The following is a 25,646-nucleotide window of genomic DNA, read 5'->3' as shown; positions in this document are numbered from 1 at the left end:
GCCAGACTGGCCGAGTTGCGCGACAGCACGGCCGGTCTCACCGGCCAGCACCCACAGGTGACGTTCCGTTCTCTCCCCCAGGTGCTGACGGTCTGGCGCACGGCCGGGCTGGAAACCGGCCCGTTCCACGACGGACTCGTGTCGCTCAGGGCCCGGTACGCCTTTCTCGGGCTGGCCCGATTACTGCCGCTCGACCGCGTGATGGTCGGCATCCGCTCCGAGCGGGAAGGCGCGTACGGCGGATTCCACCATCCGAACCAGGGCTACCGGCACCTCCAGATGCGTGCCCTGATCACCGTCTCCGGGCCGCTCACTTCCGGTCTGCCGGAGGACCCGGAGCTGGCCGCGCTCGACCTGCTGCGGGCGTACGCGCACGACTGCCTCCACTACGGCTCGTTCCGCAGCTACCGGCTCAGAGGCGAGGAGATCGTACGGACGCAGTACGGCGTGAACTTCCGGCGCCACGACGGGCGCACCTATTCGGCACCCGACCTCGCCGGCTCACCGACGACCCGCAACCTCGGTGTGATCATGGAGGGTGTGTGTGATCGCGAGGCACGCGCCGTCACCCGGCGGATCGCCCGCCAGTGGGGCATCACGCGCCCGGAGGGCATGGCGGGCTATGTCCACCGGGACGCGACCGGCACTCTCACCGCCGCTGACACCGCTGCTCTCTCCCAACCCGCGCACCGCGCCGCACACGGGCCCACGGAGGCCGCGCGGAGGTTCCTGGAGTCCATGCGGACGTATCAGCGATCCGTGGACGTCCGCTACAGCCGGTTCCTGGCCGACGTGGGCCGGGACGAGGCGGCCGACCTGCACGCCGTCCTGTTGCGGGCGATGCTGTCCGGCTCGCTCGCCGGGCTCTCGGCCTGGCTCGACCGCCGCCACGGTCCCCGCTCGTTCGCCACGCTTTTTCTCGATCCGGGCTATCCGGCCGACCGCCCCGCCCCGCCGGCCGGATCGGCACCCCTGGCGTGAGGGGAACGTGGGGAGAAGGGGGGCGACAGCGACCGGCCGGAACCCGCCCCGGGCCGGGGTCCCAGGGCCCCGGGACCGGGGTGGGGCCGGGGGCCTTGGGCCGGGGGCCGTGGCCGGGCCGGAGCTCGGCCACGGCCGGGGGCCGGGGCTGCCGCAGGGGCCACCGCTACGGCTGGACCTGCGGGGTGGCGGTGATCAGGGTGCGGGCGGGGGCCTCGGGGACGGCCGGGAGGGCCTCCTGCGGGGCGACCGGCGGCTTGACCGTCCGGGAGAGCTTCGCCTTGGGGTTCAGGTCCTTGTGGACGGCGCGGGCGACGGCCTGGATGGTGTTGATGCCGTCGTCCATCGTCTTGTTGCCGTGGGTGAGAACCGTGAGCTGGTAGTCGTGGCCCTTGCCGGTGAACGCGCCGATGGAGTGCACCCGCCAGCCGTAGCTGGCCCGGGAGAGCCAGCCGTTCTTCAGGTGGACGGTGGCGGTGGCGGGGGCGCCCGCCGGGGTGCCCCAGCGCTGGGACGGGACGACCTGGTTCATCAGCTGGAGCGCGTAGGACCGGGAGGCGTCGGTGAGGACGTTGTTCCTGACGGTGAGCAGCGCCAGCAGCTTCTGCTGGTCGCGGGCGGTGATCTGGGTCAGGCCCCAGTAGCCGTCGGCGCCGGGCACGGTCCTGGTCATCCCGGCCGCGGTCAGGAAGCCCTTCACCTTGGCGACGCCGAGCTGCTTCCACAGCGCGCTGGTGGCGTTGTTGTCGGACTGGGTGATCATGGCCGTGGCGCGCGACCTCTCGGTCGCGGTCAGCTGGCGCCCGGTCTTCGCGGCGTCCCAGAGGAGGGTGCCGAGCACGGTGGCCTTGACCACGCTGGCCGAGTCGAACTGCTGGTCCGCACGGAGCGAACAACTGGTCTTGCTGATCCGGTCGTTGACGACCACGGCAACGGTGCCGGAGCGGCCCTTGAGCGCCGCGGTGATGTCCTTGGTCAGCTGGGCGGCGAGGCCGGCCCGCTGGGAGCTGCACGAGACCGCGGGCGCGACGGGGGCGGCGGTCGCCGTGGCAGCGGTCGGCGCCAGGACGCCGATCGTGGCCGCCGAGCAGAGCGCGACGCGCCCGCGGCGGGATATGGAAAGTCGCTTCACGTGGTCAATGACACGACACGGCCCGAAAGGTTGTGCGGGCGGGGCGGGCTGGTGTCGCGTCGCTCCCGGTTGGGGCGAGTTGAGACCGGTTACGTCCGCTTCCCCGCCGGTTGCGGGGGAAGCGTACGTCCGGCGGCCAGGGAGGTCACGGCGGCCTCAGAGGTGGGTCGGGGCGAACATCCGGAGCAGGGCGGGCAGGACGACCACCGAGGGGCCGGGGGCGGAGAGCGCCGCCGCCAGGTCGGCGCGCAGGTTCTCCGGGTCGGTCCGCACCGCCGGGACCCCGAACGACTCCGCCAGCGCCACGAAGTCGGGCCGGGTCAGCTCGGTGCCGGTCGCGGTGCCGAAGGCGTCCGTCATGTACTCGCGCAGGATGCCGTAGCCGCCGTCGTCCACGATGAGCCAGGTGACCGACAGGTCGTACTGGCGGGCCGTGGCCAGTTCGGCGATCGAGTACATGGCGCCGCCGTCGCCGGAGACCGCCAGCACCGGAGTGGTCGGGTCGGCCACCGCCGCGCCGAGCGCCGCCGGGAAGCCGTAGCCGAGGCCGCCCGCGCCCTGGGCCGAGTGCATGGCGTTGGGGCGGCGGGCGTCGAAGGCGGACCAGGCCCAGTAGGCCAGGATCGTCATGTCCCAGAAGCTCGGCGCCCGGTCCGGCAGCGCGGCCCGGACATCCGCCAGCACCCGCCGCTCCAGGCTCAGTTCCTGGGCGTCGAGCCGCTCCCGTACGGCTCCGAGCACCGCCCGTACCCGCTCGGGCGCGCCCGGGTCGGGCCGCTCCCCCACCGTCTCCAGGAGCGCCATCAGGGCGAGCCGGGCGTCCGCGTGGATGCCGATGCCCGGGTGGTTGGACTCCAGCTTCCCGGCGTCCGCCTCGATCTGGATCACCCGCCCGCGCGGGGCGAAGGTGTGGTAGTTCGAGGAGAGTTCACCGAGTCCGGAGCCGACCACCAGGAGCACATCGGCGTCCGCCAGGAAGTCGGTGGTGTGCCGGTCCTCCAGCCAGGACTGGAGCGAGAGCGGATGCCCCCAGGGGAACGCGCCCTTGCCGCCGAAGGTGGTGACCACCGGGGCGTTGAGCCGCTCGGCCAGCGCCCGCAGCTTGGCCGGGGCGTCGGCGCGCACGACTCCGCCGCCCGCGATGATCGCCGGGCGTTCGGCCGTTTCCAGCAAGTGGGCGGCGAGCGCGGTGAGTTCGGGCCGGGGCGGCAGCTCCTCCGGGGTGGCGTCCGGCGCGGTGACGACCGGCAGCACGGTCTCGGCGAGCAGCACGTCCTGCGGGATCTCCACCCAGACCGGGCCGTGCGGGGCGGTCAGCGCGGACCGCCAGGCCGCCGCGACGGCCGACGGGATCTGCGAGGCCGTACGGACCGGGTGCACGGACTTCACGACGTCGCGGAACGACGCCTGCTGGTCGCGGAGTTCATGGAGGTGGCCGTGGCGCCCGCCACCCAGCCCGGCGGCCGGCACCTGGCTGCCGATGGCCAGCACCGGGGCGGACGCGGCGGCGGCCTCCTGGAGCGCGGCGAGCGACAGCAGCGCGCCGGGCCCGGTGGAGAGCAGCAGGGGCGCCGCCTCCCCGGTGATCCGGCCGTAGGCGTCGGCGGCGAACCCGGCGTTGTTCTCCATCCGCAGCCCGACGTACCGCAGCCGGGAGCGGCGCAGCGCGTCGAACATGCCGAGCGCGTGCTGTCCGGGCAGCCCGAAGACGGTGGTGGCCCCCAGCCCGGCCAGCGTCTCCACCACGAGGTCCCCGCCGGTGCGGCCGGGCGGGGGATTCAGCGCCGCCTCGATCTGTGCGGGCGTGGGGCGCAGGACGAGGTCGTGGTCGTGGGACACGTGCCGTCAGCCTCCTGGGTGGGGTGCGGGTGGCCGGTTGTGGTGGTGGGTGGCCGCCGTGGCGGGTGTACCCGGGGGCGCCGTGCTGCCGGGGCGCGGCCGGGGGCCTCCGAGCTGCCGGGGGCCTCCGTGGCGCCGGGTGCGGCCGGGGGCCTCCGTGCTGCCGGGCGGGCCTCCGTGGCACCGGGTGCGGCCGGGGTGCCGGGGCGCGGCCGGACGGGTCCGGGGCCGCCCGGCCGTGGGCGCCCCCGAGTCACCCGGTCGTCAGCGGTGCCGGACCACCCGGTCGCGGCGTCCCGGTCCGGGGCCGGCCACCGGCAGGCCCCGGACCGGCTCAGGCGCCGGACGCCGCCGAGGCGTCGCGGGCGGCGGCGATCTGCCGGGACATGATGGTGGTCAGCTCGTACGCGGTGTGCGAGGCGGCCACCGAGGTGATCTCGGCGTGGTCGTAGGCCGGGGCGACCTCCACCACGTCGGCCGAGACCAGGTTGCAGGAGGACAGCCCGCGCAGGATCTCCAGCAGCTCGCGGGAGGTCATGCCGCCCGCCTCGGGGGTGCCGGTGCCGGGGGCGTGGGCCGGGTCCAGGCAGTCGATGTCGATGGAGATGTAGAGCGGGCGGTCACCGATCCGCTGGCGCAGCTGGTCGGCCACCTCGTCGGCGCCGCGCCGGTAGACGTCGGCGGAGGTGACGATGCCGAAGCCCATCTTCTCGTCGTCGGTGAGGTCCTGCTTGCCGTAGAGCGGGCCGCGGGTACCGACGTGGGAGAGGGCCGAGGTGTCGAGGATGCCCTCCTCGACGGCCCGGCGGAACGGGGTGCCGTGGGTGTACTCGGCGCCGAAGTAGGTGTCCCAGGTGTCCAGGTGCGCGTCGAAGTGCAGCAGGGCGACCGGGCCGTGCTTCTTGGCGACCGAGCGGAGCAGCGGCAGGGCGATGGTGTGGTCGCCGCCGAGGGTCATCAGCCGGGCGCCGGTGGACAGCAGGTCGTCGGCGGCGGCCTCGACGGTCTCCACCGCCTCGTTGATGTTGAACGGGTTGACGGCGATGTCACCGCCGTCCGCGACCTGCGCGAGCGCGAACGGCGAGGCGTCCTGGGCCGGGTTGTACGGGCGCAGCAGCCGGGAGGCCTCACGGATGGCGTTGCCGCCGAAGCGGGCGCCGGGGCGGTAGGAGACCCCGGAGTCGAAGGGCACCCCGACCACGGCGACGTCGGCCCGGCCGACCTCGTCGAGGCGCGGCAGCCGCGCGAACGTCGCCGGGCCCGCGTACCGCGGGACGCGGGACGAGTCGACGGGGCCGCGCGGCGTCTCGTTGCTGCTGCTGGTGGTCATGGTCAACTGCCTTCTTTCCTGCGCTCTTTCCTGAGCTTCTTCGCGTATTCGTACGCTTGGCTACGCTCCGTACGCGTATACGGCATTCGCCCGTACGACTCTATCGCCCGGGGGCCCCGGGCCCGGCGGCCCCGGGCGATCTCCGGGGCGCCCCCGTCGGGGCGTCCGCCCGGACCCCGCGGCCATCGGACGGCACGACATTAAGTGGCCGGGAGCCGGCGCAGAAGTGTACGTTTCCTCCATTCGCCGCCCCCTCAGTGGCGGAACCGCACACTCCCGGGCCCGGAGATCCGGCGCCCCACGGGACCGGAGGGGCCACAGGACCGGAAGGTCCGCACATCCGGGAGGTCGTCCGCCCATGTCCGCACCCGCAGAACCGCCGGTCGCGCCGCCCGCGCCGCCCGTCGCGCTCACCGCCCTGCTGGCCCGCCCCGAGCTGGGACTGCGGCTGCTGGCCGGGCCGGGTGAGGCCGAGGTCCAGTGGGTGCACGCCTCCGAGATGGCCGACCCCTTCCCCTACCTGCTCGGCGGCGAGCTGCTGCTCACGGCGGGCGTCCAGCTCCCGGACCCCGGCCGGTACGTCCGCCGGGTGGCCGAGGCGGGCGCCGCGGCGCTGGGCTTCGGGGTGACGCCGGTGTACGACACGGTGCCGGAGGCGCTGGTGGCCGCCTGCGAGCGGTACGGGCTGCCGCTGGTGGAGGTTCCGCCCGGGACCCCGTTCACGGCGGTGGCCCGCGCGGTCTGGCGGCTGATGGCCCGGGCCCGGACGCGGGAGCTGCGCCGGGTGACCGAGGCCCAGCAGGCCCTGGCCGCGGCCGCCGCCCGCCCGGACCCGGTGCCCGCCGTGCTGGCCGCGCTCGCCTCCCGGCTGGGCGGCCGGGCCGCGCTGCTGGACCCGGACGGCACCGAGCGCGCCGCCGCCGGCCGCCCCGTCCCCCCGGAGGCCGCCGCCGCGCTCGCCCGGCTGGTCCGGGTACTGCGCGGGGAGCGGGGCGGGGGCCCGGCCGCCGCGCCCCCGGGCGGGGCCTCCGGGCCGGTCTCCCCCGCTCCCGCCTCGGCCACCGACACCGTGGCCGGCGTCCACCTCGCCGCGTACCCCCTCGGCGGCCCCGGCCGGACCGGGCAGACCGGCGGCGGCGCCGGGCCGCTCGGCCGGGGCGCACCGCCCGACCCGGCCGGTCCGCCCCGGGAGGCCCCGTACTCCCTCCCCGGCGTCCTCGGCCTGGCCACGCCCGGCCGGGAGCCCGGCGACCACACCGTGGCCGGGGTCGCCGCGGTGCTGCTCTCCCTGCTCACCGCCCCGCACCAGGGCGCCGACGAGGCCACCCGGTCGGCCGCGCTGGTCCGGCTGCTGCTGGGCACCGCCCCGGCCGACGCGGCGCCGCTGCTGGGCGAGGGTCCCTGGACCGTGGTGCACGCGTCGGGCCAGGGCGCATCGGGCCAGGGCGCGCCACCCCCGCCCGGCACCCCGCCACCCGGCGCGCCCCCGCTCGGTACGCCCCTGCTGGACGCCGGTCCCGAGGGTGTACGGGCGCTGCTCCCGGCCGGCACCCCGGTGGCCCCGCACCCCGGCTGGACGCTCGGGGTCAGCGCCCCGGCCGGCCCCGGGGAGCTGCTCGCCGCCGACCGCCAGGCCGCCCGGGCCCTGCGGCGCGCCCTCGCCACCCGCGTCCCGCTGGTCCGCCACACCACCGGCGGCCTGGCCGCGCTGCTGGACCAGGAGGAGGCGGGGGCCTACGCCCGGGCCCTGCTCGCCCCGCTCCCGGAGCCGCTCCGCCACACGCTCCGGACCTGGCTCTCCCTGCACGGCAACTGGGACCGCACGGCCGCCGCCCTGGAGCTCCACCGCAACACCGTCCGCCAGCGCATCACCCGCTGCGCCACCCTCCTCGACCGCGACCTGGACGACCCCGAGACCCGCATGGAACTCTGGTTCGCCCTCCGCCAGGAGCCGTGACCCGCCCGGCCCCCGCGAGCGACCTCCCGCTCCGCGGAGAGCGCTCTCAGCGGCATTGACAGGGCATGCCGCCCCGGCTTCACTTCCCGGAGGAAGAGGTACGGACCAGCCCTCCCCCCACCCCACGGGGCCCCACCCCACCAGGGCCGTCCGGCATCCTCCTCCGCCCCCCCCTTCCCACCTTTCCCCCCCACCGCACCGGAATGAGGCGTCCATGCCGTCACGCATCCGCCAACTGGCCGTCCGGGCAGCCCTGGTGACCACCACTCTGGTGGCCACCGCTCTCGGCACCGCCCCGTCCGCACCGGCCGGTCCGCCGGGGCCGGATGCCGCGGACCGGGCCGCCGCACCCGCCATCTCCCCACGGGCCGTCACCTTCGAGGACACCTTCGACGGGCCCGCCGGCTCCCCGGTCAACGGTGCCAAGTGGCAGATCGAGACGGGCGACAACGTCTCCAACCACGAGCGTCAGTACTACACCGCCGGCAACGCCAACGCCGCTCTCAACGGCCAGGGCCAGCTGGTCATCACCGCCCGCCGGGAGAACCCGGGCAACTACCAGTGCTGGTACGGCCGGTGCGAGTACACCTCCGCCCGGCTCAACACGGCCGGCCGCTTCACCACCACCTACGGCCATGTCGAGGCCCGGATGAAGGTGCCGCGCGGCCAGGGCATGTGGCCGGCGTTCTGGATGCTGGGCAACGACATCGGCCAGGTGGGCTGGCCGGCCAGCGGCGAGATCGACATCATGGAGAACGTCGGCTTCGAGCCGCGTAGCGTCCACGGCACCCTGCACGGCCCCGGCTACTCCGGCGGCGAGGGCATCGGCGCCGGCTACACCCTCCCGAACGGCCAGAACGTCGCGGACGCCTTCCACACCTTCGCCGTCGACTGGTCCCCCGAGGCGATCACCTGGTCCGTCGACGGCGCCGTCTACCAGCGCCGCACCCCCGCTGATCTGGGCGGCCGGCAGTGGGTGTTCAACAAGCCGTTCTTCGTCATCCTGAACCTCGCCGTGGGCGGCTACTGGCCGGGCGACCCCGACGGCTCCACCGTCCTCCCGCAGCAGCTCCTGGTGGACCATGTGCGGGTCACCACCTCCGACGGCCCGGCCCCCGCCGCCGGCACCCTCCGGGGCCTGGCCGGCAAGTGCCTGGACGTGGCGGGCTCCGCGACCGCCAACGGCACCCCGGTCCAGCTCTACGGCTGTAACGGCACGGCCGCGCAACGCTGGACGGTCGGCGCCGACGGCACCGTACGGGCCCTCGGCAAGTGCCTGGACGCCGCCTCCGCCGGCACCGCCGACGGCACCCGGGTCCAGCTCTGGGACTGCAACGGCACCGGCGCCCAGCGCTGGTCCCTCAACACCGCCACCCGCGACCTGGTCAACCTCCCGGCCGACAAGTGCCTGGACGTCCGCGACAACAACCCCGCCGACGCCACCCCCACCCAACTCTGGACCTGCGCCGGCACCCCCAACCAGAAATGGACCCTCACGCCCTGAACCCCATCGCCCCGCCAGGTCCGACCCGGCGCACCGGAGGCCCCCTCCTCCGGCGCACCGGATGCCAGTGACTCAGCGAGGCGCCCCGGCCTTCCGGCAAGGCTTCCCCGGGCCTACAAGGCCGGCTGACCCGACCCGGGGCAGGTCTCCGTGCCCGTACCGTTCCGCTGATGCATGGTCGTGGGCTGCCCCTTCTCCGAGCCGACCCCCGCACCGCAGACGGGACAGCTGCCCTCGCATAACCCCGGTTCGAAACGGCCCCCGGGACGCCTGCTCACGTCGTCCATCAGAGATCTCCTCACGTGTGATACGGACAGGTGGTGCGCCCTCCGGCTCGTTGCCGCCGGAAGGAGTCAGAAGGTGTCGGGCAGCTGGTACGCAGGGCCGCTGATGCCTTGCCCGGCCCGAGCCACGTGGTAGATGACGTTGAATGCTCTGGCTCCATTGTGGAACCGCACCCCGAAGCCCGGGTTGTAGTTTTCCGGCCCGTATGCCGCCACGGAGAGGATCTCCGTGTTGCGACTGTTCGTGAAGGCAGCAGCCAGGTACTCGGCAGCGCGCGCCGGCGACACCTTCCCGTTGTCGAACAAGTCGGGGAGCGGCACTTCGGCGGGGGCTTCGCCGTGAACGACCACGTCATCATCCGGCTTCATGCCGTCAGGATGCGCCCAGGCAGTCCCGAACCAGACTTGCGAGCCGGTCGTGAACGTCACATGCAAGCCACGCGTGTGGTCACCTCGATCCCAGGGCTCTGCCGACTGAACGTCGGGAGCTGCACCAAGCGCGGCAATGGCGACCTCTTGGTATCTATTTGCGTGCATTTCCGACCAATTCCTCTCGAAGGGCCCGGTCAGTCTAGAGGCGCCCCAGGGCAAGCGTGGAGCCTGCGAGCCGACATGGGCATACGCGCCGAAGCCGGCGGCGACTTCGGGGGTGGCCCGGTGGGTGTGCCGCCGGGCCGCCCTCACCGTCCGGGTTTAAGTCCGCCGCCGGGAGCCGGTCGCCCGACGCGCCACCACACTTCTCGCCGACGCCGGGCTGCACGGCCACAAGGACGCCATCGACGCCATGCTCTGCGCCACCGCGCTCGACGCACCGGGGCCCGTCACGGTGCTGACCTCCGACCCGGACGACCTGATCGCGCTGTGCGGCGGGCAGGTCACCGTCGTCGAGCTCTGACCCCGCTCACCGCCGCGAGGACTTCCCGGACCCGGGTCACCGGCGCACGGATTTTCTGACACTCGGACCAATCCGGTCACCGGCACACCCCGAATCACCCGCGTACGCGCAGTTGCGGAACGCGAGAGGCGGGGTGCATGGGACGGCGAGCCGTGGCGGTGGTGGGCGGCGGGGTCGCGGGGCTGACGGCCGCGTATGTGCTGGGCCGGGCCTGCGACGTCACGCTGTACGAGGCCGACGCGCGGCTCGGGGGCCATGCGCACACCCATGAGGTGACCGGGGCGGACGGCCGGACGCTGGCGGTGGACAGCGGGTTCATCGTGCACAACGAGCGGACGTACCCGCACCTGTTGCGGCTCTTCGGGGAACTCGGGATCGCCACCCAGGACTCCGAGATGAGCATGTCGGTGCGGTGCGAGGGCTGCGGGCTGGAGTACGCGGGGGCCCGGGGCACGGCGGGGCTGTTCGGCGGGCCGGGGACGCGGCGGGGTGCGTATCTGCGGATGCTGCTGGAGGTGCCCCGGTTCCACCGGGCGGCCCGGCGGTTGCTGGCGCGTGGCGGGGAAACCCCGTACACGCTCGGGCAGTTCCTCAGCGACGGCGGCTACTCGGCGTACTTCGTCTCGCACTTCATGACGCCGCTGGTGTCGGCGGTCTGGTCCTGTTCGCCGGGTACGGCGCTGCGGTATCCGGCGCGCTATCTGTTCCGGTTCCTCGCCCACCACGGGCTGCTGTCCCTCACCGGGTCGCCCCGGTGGAAGACGGTGACCGGCGGCTCTCGGGAGTACGTGGACCGGGTCGCCAAGCAGATCGCCACGGTGCGTACGGCGTGCCCGGTGCGGACCGTGGCACGGGGGGCCGACCGGGCCCGGGTGGTGACCGGGGACGGCGAGGAGCGGGAGTACGCCGCCGTGGTGCTGGCCGTCCACCCGGACCAGGCGCTGCGGCTCCTGGGGGACGCCACGGAGGAGGAGCGCCGGGTGCTGGGGGCGTTCCGCTACTCCCGCAATCCGACCGTGCTGCACTCCGACGCCTCGGTGCTGCCCCGCACCCCGGGGGCCCGGGCCTCTTGGAACTATCTGCTGCCCTCGTGCGCGGCCGGCGCCGACACGGTGTGCGTCAGCTACGACATGAACCGGCTCCAGCGGCTGGACGCGCCCGCCGACCATGTGGTCACCCTCAACGCCGGGGAGCGGGTGGCCCCGGACCGGGTACTGGCCCGGATGGTGTACGAGCACCCGGTGTACACGCCCGCCTCGGTCGCCGCCCAGCGCCGGCTGCCGGAGCTCAACACGCCGGTGACCGCCTTCGCGGGGGCGTACCACGGCTGGGGGTTCCACGAGGACGGCTGCCGCTCGGGGGTCGAGGCGGCGGTGGCGCTGGGGGTGGTGTGGTGAGCGCGGCTCCCCCACCCGCGCCGGACGGCACCGGGGAGGAACCGGACGGCACCCGGGGGGAGGTCGCGGTGCCCGCGCTGTACGAGTGCGTGGTGGGGCACGCGCGGACCGCGCCGCTGCGCCACGGCTTCCGGACCCGTACCCATCTCTGGCTGGTCGACCTGGACCGGCTGCCCGTGCCGCCCCGGGCGCTGCGTCCGCTGGCGCGGTTCGACCCGCGCGACCACTTCGGTGGCACGGCGCCCTCGATACGCGCCGGTCTGGACGGCTGGCTGGCCGCGCGCGGGATCGACCTGGGCGGCGGCCGGGTGCTGATGCTGGCGCACGCCCGGGTGTTCGGGCACGTCTTCAACCCGCTCTCGCTGTACTGGTGCCATGACACCGCCGGGGCCCTGGTCTGCGTGGTGGCCGAGGTCCACAACACCTACGGCGAGCGCCACTGCTATCTGCTCCGGACCGACGGCGACGGCCGGGCCGAGGTGGCCAAGGACTTCTATGTGTCGCCGTTCTTCCCGGTGGACGGCGCCTACCGGATGCGGCTGCCCGAGCCGGGCCGACGACTGGACCTCACCGTCCAGTTGCGGCGCGGCGAGGAACGGCCGTTCACCGCCACCGTCCGGGGCGTCCACCGGCCGGCCACCCCCGGGCGGCTGCTGGCCATGGCGCTGCGCCGGCCCTGGCCCACGGCGAAGGTCTCGGCCGGCATCCGCCACCACGGCATCCGGCTGTTACTGCGCGGGCTGCCCGTGTGTCCCCGTCCCCCGCACCCGACGCAAGAAGGCATGACGTGACCCTTTCGACGACGACCTCCCCAGTCACCGGCCGCCCGGCGGACCCGGCAGCCGCGTCCGTGGATCCGGCCGTCTGGCCAGGAGTGGCCCGGGTGCCGCGTGTCTCGGGCCTCCGGACGGCCGTGGCCCGGACCCTGCTGCGGCGGGCCCTGGGGCGGCTGCCGCTCCGGGTCCGGTGGGGCGGTGAACCAGCGGTCGGGAAAGGTCCGTTGCTGTGGGTGCGGAAGCCCGACGCGTTCCACCGGCGGATCGGCGCCGGCGGGCTGATCGGGTTCGGTGAGTCGTACATGGCCGGCGAGTGGGAGGCGGACGACCTGGTGGGCGTGCTGACCGTGCTCGCCGCCGGGGTGGACGAACTGGTGCCCGCCCCGCTGCGGCGGCTTCGCGGGCTCTGGGTACGCCGCCGCCCGGAGGACCAGCGGAACACGGTGGCCGGCTCCCGGGAGAACATCCGCCGCCACTACGACCTCTCCAACGAGCTGTTCGCGCTCTTCCTGGACCCGAGCCTGTCCTACTCCTCGGCGGTCTTCGGCCGACTGCCGGGCACCGCCGAGGACTTCGAGGCGGCCCAGCACCGGAAGATCGACCGGCTGCTGGACCTGGCCGGGGTCGGTCCGGGCACCCGGCTGCTGGAGATCGGCACCGGCTGGGGCGAGCTGGCGATACGGGCCGCCCGGCGCGGTGCCGTGGTCCGCTCGGTCACCCTCTCCGCCGAGCAGCGCGAACTGGCCCTGCGCCGGGTGCGGGAGGCCGGGCAGGCGGACCGGGTCACGGTCGAGCTGTGCGACTACCGCCAGGTGACGGGCGCGTACGACGCCGTGGTCAGCGTGGAGATGATCGAGGCGGTCGGCGCCGACTACTGGCCGGTCTACTTCCGTACCCTCCGGGAGCGGCTGGCGCCCGGCGGGCGGGTGGCGCTCCAGGCGATCACCATGCCGCACGACCGGATGCTGGCCACCGCCCGTACCCACACCTGGATCAGCGAGTACATCTTCCCCGGCGGGCTCATCCCCTCCCCCGAGGCCGTCCGCCGGGAGGCCGGGCGGGCCGGGCTGCGGATCACGGCCGACGACGGCTACGGCGCCCACTACGCCGAGACCCTGCGGCTCTGGCGGGAGCGGTTCACCGGCCGGGCGGCCGAGGTGGCAGCGCTCGGCTTCGACGCCGTCTTCCGGCGGATGTGGGAGCTGTATCTCGCCTACTCGGAGGCCGGGTTCCGCGCCCGTTATCTGGACGTACGCCAACTGGCGCTGTCGGCCGCCGACCTCGGTGCCGCGACTGTCCCCCGTGCCCGTGCCGCCGGGGCTGTCCCCGCTGTCCGTGCCGCCGGGGGCAGCGGAAAGGAGAACGCGCGATGACCCACTCACCGATCGCACCGACCACACCGACCGGTGCGCCGGGCTTCTCGCGACCCGTGTCCGTGGCCGAACGGCTGGCCGGGTCGCTGGCCCGGTATCTGCGGGCGCCGCTGCCGGTACGGCTCCGGGCCTGGGACGGCAGTGAGGCGGGACCCGAGGGGGCGCCCGTGGTGGTGCTGCGCTCCCGGCGGGCGCTGCGCCGACTGCTCTGGCAGCCCGGTGAACTCGGGCTGGCGGAGGCGTACATCGCCGGAGAGCTGGACATCGACGGCGACTTGGCCGACGGGCTCCGGGCCGTCTGGGGATGGGCCCGGGAACGGGGACCCGGCGGGCTGCCCCGGCCGCGTCCGGGGGACCTGGCGGAGGCGGCGGCCACCGCGCTGCGGCTCGGGGTGCTCGGGCCCAGGCCGCCCGCCCCGCGCGCCGCCCGCGCCGAGCTGTCGGGGGTCCGGCACAGTTCGGCGCGCGACCGGGCGGCGATCAGCCACCACTACGACCTCTCCAACGACTTCTACGCCCTGCTGCTCGACGACTCGATGGCCTACTCCTGCGGCTACTGGACCCGACCGGACGATCCGGCGTACGGCCTGGCCGGCGCCCAGCGGGACAAGCTGGACCTGATCTGCCGGAAGCTCGGGCTCACCGAGGGCGCCCGGCTGCTGGACGTCGGCTGCGGCTGGGGTTCGCTGAGCCTTTACGCGGCCCGGGAGTTCAGGGCCCGGGTCACCGCCGTCACCCTCTCCGCCCGGCAACGGGACTTCGTGGCCGACCGGATCGCCCGGGAGGGACTGGCCGACCGGGTGGAGGTGGAGCTACGCCACTACCGGGACATCGAGGGCGGCGGCTATGACGCGGTGAGCACCATCGAGATGGGTGAGCACGTGGGCGACGCCGAATACCCGGCGTTCGCGGCCCAGTTGTACGGGCTGCTGCGGCCGAAGGGGAGGCTGCTGGTGCAGCAGATGTCCCGGGGCGCCGACGCGCCCGGCGGTGGCGCGTTCATCGAGACCTACATCGCCCCGGACATGCACATGCGCCCGGTGGGGAACACGGTGGACCTGCTGGAGGGCGCGGGCCTGGAGGTGCGGTCGGTGGAGGCGCTGCGCGAGCACTACCCCCGGACCATCGCCGCCTGGCACCGGCGGCTGGAGGAACGCTGGGACGCCGTCACGGAGTTGGTCGGTGAGCCGACCGCCCGGGTCTGGCGGCTCTACCTGGTGGGCAGCGGGCTGGCGTTCGAGGAGCGGCGGATGGGCGTGGACCAGATCCTGGCCGTGCGGCCCACCCGGTCCGGCGGGACGGGGCTGCCCCCGGTGCCGGTCGACCCGGTACCGGACCGGCCGGTACCGGTACCGGTGCCGTTCCCGGCGCCGGCCCGCCCGGGAGCGGAGGAGCGGCCATGACCGGCGGCTTCCCCTGGGGCGCCTTCGCGGTCGATCTGGCGCCCGCCGCCGGGGCCGCGCTGCTGGTGATGCTGGCCGTCTTCGCGGTGGCGGCCCGGAAGGGCGTCCACCGGCTGGCGGACGTGGCATGGGGGCTCGCCTTCACCGCCGTCGCCGTGGTCGCGTACGCGCTCTCCGCAGGGTACGGGCAGGGCGACGGGCTCCGGCGGCTGCTGGTGGCGGGCGCCACGGCGGTCTGGGGCGTCCGGCTGGCGGTGCACATCGCCCGGCGCGGCCGGGGGCACGGCGAGGACCCGCGCTACGAACGGATGCTCGCCAAGGCGCCCGGGAGCCGGAATCTCTACGCGCTGCGCAAGGTCTATCTGCTCCAGGGGGCGCTGGTCTGGCTGGTCTCGCTGCCCGTCCAGGCGGCCATGTACGTCCCCGCCGGGCCGGACCCACTGCTCGTCGCGGGCCTGCTGCTCTGGGCGCTGGGCCTGGCCTTCGAGGCCGTCGGGGACGCCCAACTGGCGCGGTTCAAGGCCGATCCCGCGCACCGGGGGCAGCTCATGGACCGGGGGCTGTGGAGCTGGACCAGGCACCCGAACTACTTCGGTGACTTCTGCGTCTGGTGGGGGTTGTGGCTGATGGCCTGCGGCGCCTGGGAACCGGCCGTGGTGTCGCTGGTGTCCCCGGTGGTGATGAGCCTGCTGCTGGTCTTCGGCAGCGGGAAGCGGATGCTGGAGGAGCACATGGCCGGGCGGCCGGGCTGGGCCGCGTACACCGCCCGGACCAGCGGCTTCTTCCCACTCCCGCCCCGCCGGAGGGCGAAGCACCGGCCGGAGCGGTAGGAGAGGACGAACGGGAGGAGACCGGGTGACGGAGGTGCTGGACGGCCATCGGGCGCTGCGGCTGCGGGTGATGCCCGAGGCGCCGCGCGGGGCCGTACTGCTGCTGCACGGCGGCCGGGCGGACGGGCTCGGACCGCCGCCGCTGGTCAATCTGCCGGGGTTCCGGATGCGGCCGTTCGGCTCCGCGATCCGGCGCGCCCCGGGCGGGGACGGGGTGCTGCTCGGCTCGGTGCGCTATCGGCTGCGCGGCTGGAACGGCGACCGGGCCGATCCGGTGCGGGACGCGCGGGAGGCGCTGGCGGAGCTGGAGTTCGACGGTCCGGTGGTACTGGTGGGCCACTCCATGGGCGGCCGGACGGCGCTGCGGGCGGCCGCCGACCCTCGTGTCCGGGGTGTGGTGGGACTGGCGCCCTGGTGTCCGCCGCGCGAGCCGGTGGCCCACCTGGCGGGCAAGCGGGTGCTGCTCCTGCACGACGAGGCGGACCGGGTGACCGCCGCCCGGGGCTCCTGGGCCTTTCTGGACCGGGCCGGGCGGGCGGGTGCCCTGGCCCGGGGCGTCGTCATGCCGGCCGGCGGTCACACCATGCTGCGGGGTGCCGCCGACTGGCACCGGCTGGCCGCCGCCCTGACCCTCGCCGCCCTCGGCACGGCCCCGCTCCCGGCCGCCCTGGCCGACGGGGCCGAGCCGGGCGTCCCGGTCCCGGCCGCCCGGGTGCTCACCGGGCCGGGCGGCGGCGGGGGCTGACACCCGGCCCGGCCGGCCGTGTCCGCCTCGGACCGGAGGCGGTTGGGCGGCCGGTGAGGGCTGGCTCGTCCCTTCCGACCTGGCGGAACATCTCGGGCTCCGGGCGCGCCACGAGGTGCCGGAACTGATCGCGGCGGCCGGCCGGCGGGTGGTGGACCGGCTCGACACCCGTCCCCGGCACCGGCGGGCGGCCGATCCCGGGCCCCGCTGCACGCCGCCCGGAGCGCGGAGGTCGCCTCACTGTGGCGGCCGGTCCCGGGCCGTCCGCCCCTGGACACCTCCAGAACCACCGGGTAACTTCGATCCCGTAACCTGAGCAAGCGCTTAGACAGTCCACCGGGACCAGCCCCGGAACACGGACCCGAAGGAGGCGGCTCGTGCGCCGTACGGTATTCAACGAGGACCACGAGGCGTTCCGGGAGACCATCCGCGCCTTCATCGAGGCCGAGGTCGTACCGGTCTACGACGAGTGGTACGCCGCCGGCCAGGTGCCCCGGGACTTCTACTACAAGCTCGGTGAGCTGGGAATCTTCGGCATCGAGGTGCCGGAGGAGTACGGCGGCGCGGGCGAGGAGTCGTTCAAGTACCAGGCCGTCCTCTACGAGGAGACCGCCCGGGCGGGCGTGTCCTTCGGCGGCTCCGGGGTGCATGTGGCGCTCTGCCTGCCGTACCTCCTCGCCTACGGCACCGAGGAGCAGAAGAAGCGCTGGCTGCCGGACTTCGTCTCCGGCGCGGCCATGTACGCCATCGCCATGACCGAGCCGGGCACCGGCTCCGACCTGGCCGGGATGAAGACCACCGCCAAGCGGTCCGAGGACGGCACCCACTACGTCCTCAACGGCGCCAAGACCTTCATCACCGGCGGCGTCCACGCGGACCGGGTCATCGTCTGCGCCCGCACCGCCGCGCCCACCCCCGAGGACCGCCGGCACGGCATCTCCCTCTTCGTGGTGGACACCGCCTCGCCCGGCTACTCGGTCGGCCGCAAGCTCGACAAGCTCGGCCTGAAGACCTCCGACACCGCCGAACTCGCCTTCGTGGACGTCAAGGTGCCGGCCGAGGACCTGCTCGGCGAGGAGCACAAGGGCTTCTCCTACCTGGGCCAGAACCTCCCGCAGGAGCGGCTCGGCATCGCCTTCGGCGCGTACGCCCAGGCCGCGTCGGCCGTCCGGTTCGCCAAGGCCTACGTCCAGGAGCGCACCGTCTTCGGCAAGACGGTCGCCTCGTTCCAGAACACCAAGTTCGAACTGGCCGCCTGCCAGGCCGAGGTGGATGCCGCGCAGGCGGTGGCCGACCGGGCGCTGGAGGCGCACGACCTGGGCGAGCTGACCGCCGCCGAGGCCGCGTCCGCCAAGCTGTTCTGCACCGAGGTGGCCCACCGGGTCATCGACCGCTGCCTCCAACTCCACGGCGGCTACGGGTACATGAACGAGTACCCGATCGCCCGCCTCTACGCCGACAACCGGGTCAACCGGATCTACGGCGGCACCAGCGAGGTCATGAAGTCCATCATCGCCAAGTCGATGGGGCTGTAGGGCCGGTGTCGGACGCGCTCGACGACCTGCTCGATCTGCTCGACCTGGAGCGGATCGAGCGGGACTGCTTCCGGGGCCGCTCCCGGTCGGCCGTCATCCCCCGGGTCTTCGGCGGCCAGGTCGCGGCCCAGGCCCTGGTGGCGGCGGGCCGCACGGTCCCCGACGACCGGTTCGCCCACTCCCTGCACGCCTACTTCCTGCGCCCCGGCGACCCGGCCGCGCCCATCGTCTACACGGTGGACCGCATCCGGGACGGGCGGTCGTTCGCCGCCCGGCGGGTGGTGGCGATCCAGCACGGGCAGCCGATCTTCCATCTGTCGGCGTCCTTCCAGACGTACGAGGAAGGCTTCGAGCACCAGTCGGAGATGCCGCCCGCGCCCGACCCGGAGACCCTGCCGACCACCGCCGAACTGCTCCCCCGGTACGCCGACCGGTTCCTCGGCCCGGGCACCGCCGACCGGCTGATCGAGGCCCGGTCGGCGGTCGACCTCCGGTACGCCGCCGAACCCCCGTACGGCACCGCGGGCACCCCCCGGGAGCCGCGCTCCCAGGTCTGGTTCCGCGCCGACGGCAAGCTGGCCGACGACCCGCTGCTCCATGTCTGCCTGGCCACCTATGTCTCCGACATGACCCTGCTCGACTCGGTGCTGCTCGCGCACGGCCGGGGCGGCTGGGCGGTCGGTGACGTGGTGGGCGCCTCGCTGGACCACGCCATGTGGTTCCACCGCCCGTTCCGGGCCGACGAATGGCTGCTGTACGACCAGGAGTCCCCGTCCTCCTCCAACGGCCGGGGCCTCGGCCAGGCCCGCATCTGGACCCGGGACGGCCGGCTGGCGATCTCGGTCGTCCAGGAGGGCGTCATCCGCGCCCCGCGCGGCCGCGCCTGACGGCGACCGCCCGCTCCCGGGCCGGTCGTACCGGCGAGAACGGTCGTGGCGGCGGTGCGCCCGGTGCGCCGCCGGTACGGCCGGGCGGGCTATGGCGCGGGTACGTGATCCTCCGCCTGCCACCAGGGGTCCCCGGGGTCCCGGCACCATACGTACTGCCGGCCGGGCTCCACGGTCATGCCGAAGTCGTAGAGGTCGGGCTCGCCCGCCGCCGACCACCGGTCCCAGGCCCGTTCGAGCTCATCGGCCAGCCGGCGCGGGCCGCCCTGGTCCGCGACGGTCCGGCCGCCGCCCACGGCCGAGAGGGTCGCCCACGAGGAGTCGCCGTCGTGGAGCCAGGCGTTCATGCCGTCCTCGTCGGCGGCCGTGGTGATCCGCACCTCGGGCAGCGCGACCCGCAGCGCGAACCCGAGGTGGACGGCGGCGTCGCTGTCGGCGCCATCGGCGCTGGTGCCACTGTTGCCGCTGTCGGCGGCCAGCCGCCGCACGTCCCGGGTGAAGGGGCGCTCGTCCTCCGAGGGACCGTCGCCGCGAACCCGCCGCCAGCTCCGGTCGCCGCCGGTGCCCCGGGCCGGCATGAACGCGGCGAGGCCCTGCACCCAGCCCGAGGCGGACCGGCCGTCCCCGGCGACCGTGAGCGCCACATGCCCCAGCCGGCCCCACGGGGTGACGATCCGGCCCCCGGGACGCGTCTGGGCGACCCAGGCCCACGGCACCCGGTCGACCGCGTAGGTCGAGATCACCCGGTCGTACGGCGCGCCGCCCGGCCGGCCGGCCGCGCCGTCACCGACGACGACCGCCACCTCGGCGCCCACCGCCTTCAGGTTCTGCGCCGCCGTCGCCGCCAGGCCCTCGTCCACCTCGACCGTGGTCACCCGGCCGGGCCCCGCGCGGCGGGCCGCGAGTGCGGCGTTGCGCCCGCTGCCCGAGCCCAGCTCCAGCACGGTGTGCCCCGGCTCCAGCAGCAGGGAGTCGAGCATGTCCGCCACGATCGCCTCGCAGCTCAGGCTGGAGCCCGGCACACCGCGCGTGACATACGTGATCGTGGCGTCGTCCGGTCCGGGATACACCAGCTCGGCCCACCGGTCGGGGTCCTCGCCGCGATCGACCGGGGTGTAGGCGCGGCCGTCCCAGCACCAGAGCCGGTCCGGGGCGAACGCCTGCCGGGGCAGTTCAGCGGCGGCCCGCCGGATCCACGGGGCCCGGTCCGGCCAGGCGCCACGCCGCTCCATCTCGGCCGCGAGTCGAGCGCGCCGGTCAGCGAGGTGGGACACGGGCCGGCCCTTCAGTCCTTCTTGTGCTTGCCGTCGGACGGAGGCGGCGGCGGGACCTGGCCGTCGGCATTGCCGGGCGGCGGCTTGCCCTGGCCCGGGTTCGGCTGCGGTTTCTCGTGCTTGCCCATGATGTCCCCTTCGGCCGGTCGGTCCGGGAGGACCATCCTGGCCAACGGCGACAAGGGGCCGGTAGGGGACGACGTTTCCCGCCGGGGGCGCGTGGAAGCATGATGCGGTGGCAGGCGCGCGGGGTGGTGGCGGGAGCCGCACCCGGCGCCGTCGGATACGAGACCGTCGGATACGAGACCGTCAGGTGCGAAGGGTCGGGTACGAGGCCGTCAGGTGCGCGGCCGTCAGGTGCCGGGCCGTCACCTGCGAGGAGGAGCGATGAGCGGCGGATTCCGGACGAACTGGGCACGTGCGGCGCTGGTGGGCGCGGCGAGCGGGCTGCGGAGCCAGGCGGGGCTCGCGGCGGTGGCGCTGACCGCCCGGCCCGGGGACCCGGGGAGCGGGCTGCTGGCCCGGCGATGGGGCCGGGGCGGGGCGCTGCTGGGGGCGGTCGGTGAGGCGGTGGCGGACAAGCTGCCGGCCACGCCCAGCCGGCTGGCCCCGGCGGGCCTGCTGCCCCGGCTGGTGCTGGGTGGACTCACCGGCGGGCTGCTGGCGGCGCGGGACACCGGTCGCGGGGTCGCGGGCGGCCCCCCGGTGCGGGGTGCGCTGGTGGGCGTGGCGACGGCCGCCGGGGCGGCGGTGGCCGGGGCGCGGTGGCGGCGGGCCGCGTGGGAGTGGGGATGGCCGGACTGGCCGGCCGCGCTGGTCGAGGACGCCGTGACGGCCGCCCTGGCGTACGCGGCCGTGCGCGGGCGGAACGACCCGGAGGCGGAGGCCCGGGAGGCGTACGGCCCGGGGGCGTACGACGAGAGCGTCGAGGCGGCCGGCACCTATCGGGCGACGGGGTACGCCGAGGGGCGGCCGGGCGCCGCGCCGGACGGCTCGTAGCGGCCGTGAGTGGTTCGGGGGAGCCGCCGCCGGGGCACCTGGGGTGGCATGGCGGAGGCTGAGGACACCAGGACCAGTAGGGACAGCGGGACCAGCGGGGCCCCCGGGGGCAACAGCGGGAGCAGCGAAGACCCCGGGGGCGGCGGGAACACCGGGCACAGCGGGGGCCCCGGGGACAGCAAGGGCAGCGAGGGCAGCGAGAGCGGCAAGAGCGGCAAGAGCGGCAAGAGCGGCAAGGACACGAACGGCGAGAGCACCTTCACGGTGATCGTCGCGGCCCTGGCCAATCTGGGGATCGCGATCGCCAAGGCGGTGGCCGGGGTGATCAGCGGGTCGAGCGCCATGCTGTCGGAGGCGGCGCACTCGCTGGCCGACACCGTGACCGAGGTCCTGCTGCTCACCGCGCTGAAGCGCAGCGGGAAACCGGCCGACGAGGACCATCCGCTCGGGTACGGCCCCGAGCGGTACGTCTGGGCGCTGCTCGCCTCGGTGGCGACCTTCGTCGGCGGCGCGGTGTTCTCGGTGTACGACGGGGTGCACGCGCTGCTCACCGGCGAGAAGGCGGGCAGCCCGCTCGCCTCGTACCTCGTGCTCGGGATCGCCGTACTGCTGGAGGGCTGGTCGCTGCGGACCGCGATCCGGCAGGCGCGCGGCGAGGCGCGGCGGTGGCGGGCGCCGGTCGGGCGGTATCTGCGCCGGACGCCCGACACCACGGTGAAGGCCGTGGTGATGGAGGACTCGGCCGCGCTGGCCGGTCTGGCGCTGGCGGCGGCCGGGCTGCTGGGCGAGCAGCTGACCGGTTCGGCCGTCTGGGACGGGGTGGCGTCGATCCTGATCGGCGCGGTGCTGGTGTACGTCGCCTGGGTGCTGGGGCGGGCCAACATCGAGCACCTGGTGGGCCGGCCGCTGCCCCGGCAGACCCGGGAGGCGCTGCGGGCGGAGCTGCTCGCGGTGCCGGACCTGATCGCCGTGATGGAGCTGACCACGCTGATCCAGGGGCCGCACGAGGTGCTGGTGGCCGCCAAGGTCGACTTCCGGGACCGGGTGAGCGCCGGCCGGGTGGAGCGGGCCTGCGAGGAGGCCGAGGCGAGGCTGCGGGAGCGGTTCCCGGCGGTACGGCGGGTCTACCTGGACCCGACGCCGCCCCGGAGCCCGGCCGCGTCCAGCAGGTAGTCGGTCATCGGTTCGTAGAAGCGCGGGTCCAGCACATGGTCGTCCAGCGGGACGGCGACCTGGACGGTGCCCTCCGCCTCCCCGATGAACAGGGCCGGGTCGTTGCAGTCGGCGAACCCGATGGCGTCGATGCCCCGCTGCCCGGCGCGCCCGGCCATCCCGTGGTCGGCCATCACCAGGCCGGGCGGGACCTCCAGCCGGTCCAGGATCGCGTTCATCGGCTCGGGCGAGTGGGTGTGCCAGAGGCTGGCGCCCCGTTCGAAGACCGCCACGTCCGCGAACTGGACCACATAGCCCTCGTCCGCGACCAGGCCGCCCGGGATGCGCACGATGTCGCAGCCGGCCGCCCGCAGCGCGGCGGCGGTGCGGCTGTGCACGTCGAGCAGGGCACCGGGGTGGCCGGTGGCGAAGAGCACCCGTTCCCGCCCGGCGGCGGCCTTGCGCAGCCGGGCCGCCATCCGTTCGAGGCCGTCGGCGGTGAGCTGCGGGTCGATGGTGTCCTGGCCGGCCCGGTGCGCCGGGTCGTCGATCACCCCGCACCGCTCGGCCATCACGGCGAGCACGTCCTGCTCGTCCGTCCAGCGGTCGCCCAGCTCCAGGCCGAACCAGTAGTGGCGGTCGCCGTTGGCGAGCCGGCGGTAGTGGAGCAGGTTGTTGTCGCGGGGGGTGGCGACATCACCGGCGATCCGGGTCCGGAGGAGATGCTCGACGAGGGCGGCACGGCTGGGTATCGGCATGGCCCCATTGTGCCGCCGCCCGCCGCCCCCCGTGCGGCCCTCGCCGCCACCCCGCGCATCCCCGTACGGGCGGCGCACCCCGCGCACCCCGTACGGACGGGCGCACCCCGCGCACTCCGTACGGACGGGCGCACCCCGGGCGGCCGCCCCCGCCGTCGGGAGCCCGCTCAGCCCCCCGCGACCTCCCGGGCCGGCCGGGGCTCCCCGTCTTCCGACCGGGGCTCCCCCTCCCCTGACCCGGCCGCCCCGTCCGCCGGGAGCGCGGCGAAGGCGCCGTGGGCGAGGGCGCGGAGGAGGGCTTCGGTGGCGGCGCGGGTGGGAAGGCCGGGGCCGAGGTGCGGGGTGGAGTTGAGCAGGCCGAAGACGGCGTGCACGGCCGCGCGGGCCTCGGCCTCGGCGGGGGCCGGGTGGAGGCGGCGGACGGCGGAGACCCACAGCTCGACGTACTCCCGCTGGAGCCGGCGGACCCGCTTGCGGTCGTCGTCCCGGAGGCGGTCCAGCTCCCGGTCGTGCAGGATGATCAGCGAGCGGTCGTCGAGCGCGAAGTCGATGTGCCCGTCGATGAGCGCCGCGAGCAGCGCCCGGTCGTCCCCGGCCGCCGCTTCCACGCGCAGCCGCCCGCCGTCGAGGAGCCGTTCGCTGATGCCGACCAGCAGTTCGGCCAGCATGGCGTCCTTGCCGGGGAAGTGCCGGTAGAGCCCGGGGCCGCTGATGCCGACGGCCGCTCCTATCTCGTCCACGCCGACGCCGTGGAAGCCGCGCTCGGCGAAGAGGCGGGCGGCCTCCCGGAGGATCTGCTCGCGGCGGGTGGGGGCGTCGGTCCTGGTGCTCATGGGGGAATTCTAGACAAGGCCGTTAGCGGTCGTTAACCTGGACAGCGCGAGTTAACGTTCACTAACAGCCGGCGGCGGTCACCGGACGCCGCCGGAGCGGGTCGTACGGGCAAGGGGGCTCGACACGATGCAGCAGGCACCCGTGCTGGCGAGCGCGGCGGATCCCGCCTCGCCGGCCTGGCGCGCCAATGAGGCGGCACACCAGGAGCTGGCCGACGAGCTGCGGGCGCGGCTCGCCGCCGTCCGGCTCGGCGGCGGCGAGAAGGCCCGGGCGCGGCACACCGCGCGGGGCAAGCTGCTGCCGCGCGACCGGGTGGACACGCTCCTCGACCCGGGCTCGCCGTTCCTGGAGCTGGCCCCGCTGGCGGCGGGCGGGATGTACGGCGACCAGGCCCCGGCGGCCGGAGTGATCGCCGGCATCGGGCGGGTGAGCGGCCGGGAGGTGGTGGTCGTCGCCAACGACGCCACCGTCAAGGGCGGTACGTACTACCCGATGACCGTCAAGAAGCACCTCCGCGCCCAGGAGGTGGCGCTGGAGAACCGGCTGCCGTGCGTCTACCTGGTGGACTCGGGCGGCGCCTTCCTGCCGATGCAGGACGAGGTCTTCCCGGACCGGGAGCACTTCGGGCGGATCTTCTACAACCAGGCCCGGATGTCCGGCGCCGGCATCCCGCAGATCGCGGCGGTGCTCGGCTCCTGCACCGCCGGCGGGGCGTACGTCCCCGCGATGAGCGACGAGGCCGTGATCGTCCGGAACCAGGGCACCATCTTCCTGGGCGGCCCGCCGCTGGTGAAGGCGGCCACCGGGGAGGTGGTCACCGCCGAGGAGCTGGGCGGCGGCGAGGTGCACTCCCGGGTCTCCGGGGTGACCGACCATCTCGCCGAGGACGACGCCCACGCGCTGCGGATCGTGCGGAACATCGTCGCCACCCTGCCCGGACGCGGCCCGCTGCCCTGGTCGGTGGAGCCCGCCGAGGAGCCCAAGGTGGACCCAGCCGGGCTGTACGGGGCGGTGCCGGCCGACCCGCGCACGCCGTACGACGTCCGGGAGGTCGTCGCCCGGATCACCGACGCCTCGCGATTCCAGGAGTTCAAGGCGGAGTTCGGGCAGACCCTGGTCACCGGCTTCGCGCGGATCCACGGCCACCCGGTCGGGATCGTCGCCAACAACGGCATCCTGTTCGCGGAATCCGCCCAGAAGGGCGCCCACTTCATCGAGCTGTGCGACCAGCGCGGCATTCCGCTGGTCTTCCTCCAGAACATCTCCGGCTTCATGGTCGGCAAGGACTACGAGGCCGGCGGCATCGCCAAGCACGGGGCCAAGATGGTCACCGCCGTGGCGTGCGCCCGGGTGCCCAAACTGACCGTGGTGGTGGGCGGTTCGTACGGCGCGGGCAACTACTCCATGTGCGGCCGGGCCTACTCCCCCCGCTTCCTGTGGATGTGGCCCAACGCCAAGATCTCCGTGATGGGCGGCGAACAGGCCGCCTCGGTGCTGGCCACGGTCAAGCGCGACCAGCTCGGGGACGCCTGGAGCGCCGAGGAGGAGGCCGCGTTCAAGGAGCCGATCCGCGCCCAGTACGAGCAGCAGGGCAACGCGTACTACGCCTCCGCCCGGCTCTGGGACGACGGGGTGATCGACCCGCTGGAGACCCGCCAGGTGCTGGGTCTGGCCCTGACCGCCTGCGCCAACGCGCCGCTGGGCGAACCCGGCTACGGCGTCTTCCGGATGTGAGGGGCCGTGACCTGCGACGCGACCTGT

At 74.8% G+C, this 25,646-nt stretch carries 21 protein-coding genes and 2 pseudogenes; 16 read left to right on the top strand and 7 right to left on the bottom strand.

Features of this window, described 5'->3' with window-relative positions:
- Nucleotides 1-15: 15 nt before the first annotated feature.
- Entirely contained in the window at nucleotides 16-981 is a 966-nt protein-coding gene (locus NX801_RS19435; RefSeq protein WP_258789046.1) for a hypothetical protein, read from the top strand.
- 166 nt (nucleotides 982-1,147) lie between these two features.
- Here the strand turns inward: NX801_RS19435 and NX801_RS19430 are convergent, their stop codons facing one another.
- The 3 genes from NX801_RS19430 to speB all read right to left on the bottom strand — a co-directional run bounded on the left by NX801_RS19430 (nucleotide 1,148) and on the right by speB (nucleotide 5,282).
- Nucleotides 1,148-2,056 (bottom strand): serine hydrolase, encoded by a 909-nt coding sequence (locus NX801_RS19430; RefSeq protein ID WP_258789087.1) that lies wholly within the window; start codon nucleotides 2,054-2,056, stop codon nucleotides 1,148-1,150.
- A gap of 213 nt (nucleotides 2,057-2,269) precedes the next feature.
- Nucleotides 2,270-3,952 carry a thiamine pyrophosphate-binding protein gene (locus NX801_RS19425; RefSeq protein WP_258789045.1) on the bottom strand — a complete coding sequence of 561 codons (1,683 nt, stop codon included), beginning with the start codon at nucleotides 3,950-3,952 and terminating at the stop codon, nucleotides 2,270-2,272.
- 334 nt (nucleotides 3,953-4,286) lie between these two features.
- On the bottom strand, nucleotides 4,287-5,282 hold the full coding sequence (gene speB / locus NX801_RS19420) for an agmatinase (protein WP_258789044.1): 996 nt from the start codon (nucleotides 5,280-5,282) through the stop codon (nucleotides 4,287-4,289).
- A gap of 358 nt (nucleotides 5,283-5,640) precedes the next feature.
- On the opposite strand from speB, the gene NX801_RS19415 reads away from it, so the two are divergent.
- Both NX801_RS19415 and NX801_RS19410 read left to right on the top strand, forming a co-directional pair.
- Nucleotides 5,641-7,239: a PucR family transcriptional regulator gene (locus NX801_RS19415; RefSeq protein WP_258789043.1), complete on the top strand. Its 1,599-nt coding sequence runs from the start codon at nucleotides 5,641-5,643 to the stop codon at nucleotides 7,237-7,239.
- Nucleotides 7,240-7,453: 214 nt separating this feature from the next.
- Nucleotides 7,454-8,743, top strand: a complete 1,290-nt coding sequence (locus NX801_RS19410; protein ID WP_258789042.1) for a ricin-type beta-trefoil lectin domain protein — start codon at nucleotides 7,454-7,456, stop codon at nucleotides 8,741-8,743.
- 353 nt (nucleotides 8,744-9,096) lie between these two features.
- Here the strand turns inward: NX801_RS19410 and NX801_RS19405 are convergent, their stop codons facing one another.
- Complete coding sequence (locus NX801_RS19405; RefSeq protein WP_258789041.1) at nucleotides 9,097-9,564, bottom strand: hypothetical protein; 468 nt, start codon at nucleotides 9,562-9,564, stop codon at nucleotides 9,097-9,099.
- Nucleotides 9,565-9,736: 172 nt separating this feature from the next.
- On the opposite strand from NX801_RS19405, the pseudogene NX801_RS19400 reads away from it, so the two are divergent.
- The 10 genes and pseudogenes from NX801_RS19400 to tesB all read left to right on the top strand — a co-directional run.
- Nucleotides 9,737-9,922 (top strand): annotated as a pseudogene (locus NX801_RS19400) (DNA-binding protein); the annotation flags it as partial.
- Between the two features lie 137 nt (nucleotides 9,923-10,059).
- Complete coding sequence (locus NX801_RS19395; RefSeq protein ID WP_258789040.1) at nucleotides 10,060-11,319, top strand: NAD(P)/FAD-dependent oxidoreductase; 1,260 nt, start codon at nucleotides 10,060-10,062, stop codon at nucleotides 11,317-11,319.
- Nucleotides 11,320-11,387: 68 nt separating this feature from the next.
- Nucleotides 11,388-12,110, top strand: a complete 723-nt coding sequence (locus NX801_RS19390) for a DUF1365 domain-containing protein (protein WP_258789086.1) — start codon at nucleotides 11,388-11,390, stop codon at nucleotides 12,108-12,110.
- Nucleotides 12,107-13,468 (top strand): class I SAM-dependent methyltransferase, encoded by a 1,362-nt coding sequence (locus tag NX801_RS19385; RefSeq protein WP_428986181.1) that lies wholly within the window; start codon nucleotides 12,107-12,109, stop codon nucleotides 13,466-13,468. The genes NX801_RS19390 and NX801_RS19385 overlap by 4 nt, the downstream gene beginning before the upstream one ends.
- Nucleotides 13,465-14,871 (top strand): SAM-dependent methyltransferase, encoded by a 1,407-nt coding sequence (locus tag NX801_RS19380; protein WP_258789039.1) that lies wholly within the window; start codon nucleotides 13,465-13,467, stop codon nucleotides 14,869-14,871. The genes NX801_RS19385 and NX801_RS19380 overlap by 4 nt, the downstream gene beginning before the upstream one ends.
- Nucleotides 14,868-15,701 carry a DUF1295 domain-containing protein gene (locus NX801_RS19375; RefSeq protein ID WP_258789038.1) on the top strand — a complete coding sequence of 278 codons (834 nt, stop codon included), beginning with the start codon at nucleotides 14,868-14,870 and terminating at the stop codon, nucleotides 15,699-15,701. Before NX801_RS19380 ends, NX801_RS19375 begins: the two co-directional genes overlap by 4 nt.
- Nucleotides 15,702-15,726: 25 nt before the next feature.
- A complete protein-coding gene (locus tag NX801_RS19370; RefSeq protein WP_309505861.1) occupies nucleotides 15,727-16,446 on the top strand; it encodes an alpha/beta hydrolase in 720 nt (239 codons plus the stop codon).
- A gap of 52 nt (nucleotides 16,447-16,498) precedes the next feature.
- Nucleotides 16,499-16,743: pseudogene (locus NX801_RS19365) on the top strand (methyltransferase); the annotation flags it as partial.
- An 80-nt stretch (nucleotides 16,744-16,823) separates the two neighbouring features.
- The gene (locus NX801_RS19360; RefSeq protein ID WP_258789037.1) at nucleotides 16,824-17,981 is read left to right on the top strand and encodes an acyl-CoA dehydrogenase family protein; all 1,158 of its coding nucleotides are present in this window, start codon (nucleotides 16,824-16,826) and stop codon (nucleotides 17,979-17,981) included.
- Nucleotides 17,982-17,986: 5 nt separating this feature from the next.
- Nucleotides 17,987-18,868 carry an acyl-CoA thioesterase II gene (tesB, locus tag NX801_RS19355; RefSeq protein ID WP_258789036.1) on the top strand — a complete coding sequence of 294 codons (882 nt, stop codon included), beginning with the start codon at nucleotides 17,987-17,989 and terminating at the stop codon, nucleotides 18,866-18,868.
- Nucleotides 18,869-18,957: 89 nt separating this feature from the next.
- On the opposite strand, the gene NX801_RS19350 is transcribed toward tesB, so the two are convergent.
- The gene (locus NX801_RS19350) at nucleotides 18,958-20,142 is read right to left on the bottom strand and encodes a methyltransferase domain-containing protein (RefSeq protein WP_258789034.1); all 1,185 of its coding nucleotides are present in this window, start codon (nucleotides 20,140-20,142) and stop codon (nucleotides 18,958-18,960) included.
- A 387-nt stretch (nucleotides 20,143-20,529) separates the two neighbouring features.
- Between NX801_RS19350 and NX801_RS19345 the strand changes: the two genes are divergently transcribed.
- Together NX801_RS19345 and NX801_RS19340 are read left to right on the top strand one after the other, a co-directional pair.
- On the top strand, nucleotides 20,530-21,141 hold the full coding sequence (locus tag NX801_RS19345) for a hypothetical protein (protein WP_258789033.1): 612 nt from the start codon (nucleotides 20,530-20,532) through the stop codon (nucleotides 21,139-21,141).
- Nucleotides 21,142-21,189: 48 nt separating this feature from the next.
- Nucleotides 21,190-22,314 carry a cation diffusion facilitator family transporter gene (locus NX801_RS19340; protein WP_258789032.1) on the top strand — a complete coding sequence of 375 codons (1,125 nt, stop codon included), beginning with the start codon at nucleotides 21,190-21,192 and terminating at the stop codon, nucleotides 22,312-22,314.
- Here NX801_RS19340 and NX801_RS19335 read toward each other — a convergent pair.
- Both NX801_RS19335 and NX801_RS19330 read right to left on the bottom strand, forming a co-directional pair.
- Nucleotides 22,266-23,051: a phosphatase gene (locus tag NX801_RS19335; RefSeq protein WP_258789031.1), complete on the bottom strand. Its 786-nt coding sequence runs from the start codon at nucleotides 23,049-23,051 to the stop codon at nucleotides 22,266-22,268. The genes NX801_RS19340 and NX801_RS19335 overlap by 49 nt on opposite strands.
- A 167-nt stretch (nucleotides 23,052-23,218) precedes the next feature.
- On the bottom strand, nucleotides 23,219-23,884 hold the full coding sequence (locus tag NX801_RS19330) for an SACE_7040 family transcriptional regulator (RefSeq protein ID WP_258789029.1): 666 nt from the start codon (nucleotides 23,882-23,884) through the stop codon (nucleotides 23,219-23,221).
- Nucleotides 23,885-24,011: 127 nt separating this feature from the next.
- Between NX801_RS19330 and NX801_RS19325 the strand changes: the two genes are divergently transcribed.
- Complete coding sequence (locus NX801_RS19325) at nucleotides 24,012-25,619, top strand: carboxyl transferase domain-containing protein (RefSeq protein WP_258789027.1); 1,608 nt, start codon at nucleotides 24,012-24,014, stop codon at nucleotides 25,617-25,619.
- The last annotated feature ends 27 nt before the right edge of the window (nucleotides 25,620-25,646 follow it).

Source organism: Streptomyces pyxinae, assembly GCF_024756275.1.
Classification (GTDB): domain Bacteria; phylum Actinomycetota; class Actinomycetes; order Streptomycetales; family Streptomycetaceae; genus Streptomyces; species Streptomyces pyxinae.
The sequence above is the reverse complement of the archived record's forward strand: the minus strand, read 5'-3'. Positions and strand labels throughout refer to the sequence as shown.

Bases quoted from the DNA above. Each gene is read 5' to 3' on its own strand.
- speB (WP_258789044.1), bottom strand. From the start codon at position 5,282: ATGACCACCAGCAGCAGCAACGAGACGCCGCGCGGCCCCGTCGACTCG.
- NX801_RS19415 (WP_258789043.1), top strand. From the start codon at position 5,641: ATGTCCGCACCCGCAGAACCGCCGGTCGCGCCGCCCGCGCCGCCCGTC.
- NX801_RS19410 (WP_258789042.1), top strand. From the start codon at position 7,454: ATGCCGTCACGCATCCGCCAACTGGCCGTCCGGGCAGCCCTGGTGACC.
- NX801_RS19405 (WP_258789041.1), bottom strand. From the start codon at position 9,564: ATGCACGCAAATAGATACCAAGAGGTCGCCATTGCCGCGCTTGGTGCA.
- NX801_RS19395 (WP_258789040.1), top strand. From the start codon at position 10,060: ATGGGACGGCGAGCCGTGGCGGTGGTGGGCGGCGGGGTCGCGGGGCTG.
- NX801_RS19380 (WP_258789039.1), top strand. From the start codon at position 13,465: ATGACCCACTCACCGATCGCACCGACCACACCGACCGGTGCGCCGGGC.
- NX801_RS19375 (WP_258789038.1), top strand. From the start codon at position 14,868: ATGACCGGCGGCTTCCCCTGGGGCGCCTTCGCGGTCGATCTGGCGCCC.
- NX801_RS19345 (WP_258789033.1), top strand. From the start codon at position 20,530: ATGAGCGGCGGATTCCGGACGAACTGGGCACGTGCGGCGCTGGTGGGC.
- NX801_RS19340 (WP_258789032.1), top strand. From the start codon at position 21,190: ATGGCGGAGGCTGAGGACACCAGGACCAGTAGGGACAGCGGGACCAGC.
- NX801_RS19335 (WP_258789031.1), bottom strand. From the start codon at position 23,051: ATGCCGATACCCAGCCGTGCCGCCCTCGTCGAGCATCTCCTCCGGACC.
- NX801_RS19330 (WP_258789029.1), bottom strand. From the start codon at position 23,884: ATGAGCACCAGGACCGACGCCCCCACCCGCCGCGAGCAGATCCTCCGG.
- NX801_RS19325 (WP_258789027.1), top strand. From the start codon at position 24,012: ATGCAGCAGGCACCCGTGCTGGCGAGCGCGGCGGATCCCGCCTCGCCG.